This window comes from Hufsiella ginkgonis, assembly GCF_009834915.1.
GTDB classification, from domain to species: domain Bacteria; phylum Bacteroidota; class Bacteroidia; order Sphingobacteriales; family Sphingobacteriaceae; genus Hufsiella; species Hufsiella ginkgonis.
In genome coordinates this window covers 1-697 of record NZ_WVHS01000018.1, presented here as the reverse complement: position 1 = coordinate 697, position 697 = coordinate 1, and the positions used below count along the sequence as shown (strand labels likewise).

General features: G+C 60.5%; 1 protein-coding gene. It reads left to right on the top strand.

Annotated features, from left to right (window positions below; all coding sequences use genetic code 11):
- The coding region (locus GS398_RS22150; protein ID WP_160909026.1) for a CLIPPER-2 domain-containing protein at positions 1-697 on the top strand (697 nt) is incomplete at both ends.

Below are 697 nucleotides of genomic sequence, written 5' to 3'. Positions count from 1 at the left end.
CACCAATACCACCATAACCGACCCTGTTCCCGCAAATACCACTTACGTAGCCGGAAGCGGAGGTACCCTGAGCGGAAGCAACGTGCAGTTCACCATTCCCTCAACCGCGGTCGGGGCCGTATCTGCCGTTACCTTCCAGGTGAAGGTGAACAATGACCTCACCGGTGTGACAAGTATCTCTAACCAGGCCACCGTGGTGAACGGAACCACCACTACCCCGACAGGTCCCGAGGACCCGCAGAACCCGGTAACGCCCGGCAGTCCGCAGAACCCGAACAACCCGACCGTGATCCCGACCGCACCTGCGAGCACCTTCCAGGCATGGAAAACCGTAAGCACCACCAGCGCCGACGGTAAAGCGCATGCCGGCGATGTGCTCACCTACACCATCAGGGTCAGGAACACCGGGAGCGCCACGCTCACCAATACAACCATAACCGACCCAGTTCCCGCAAATACCACTTACGTAGCCGGAAGCGGAGGTACCCTGAGCGGAAGCAACGTGCAGTTCACCATTCCCTCCACCGCGGTCGGGGCAGTGTCTGCCGTTACCTTCCAGGTGAAGGTGAACAATGACCTCACCGGTGTGACAAGTATCTCTAACCAGGCCACCGTGGTGAACGGAACCACCACCACCCCGACAGGTCCCGAGGACCCGCAGAACCCGGTAACGCCCGGCAGTCCGCAGAACCCGAAC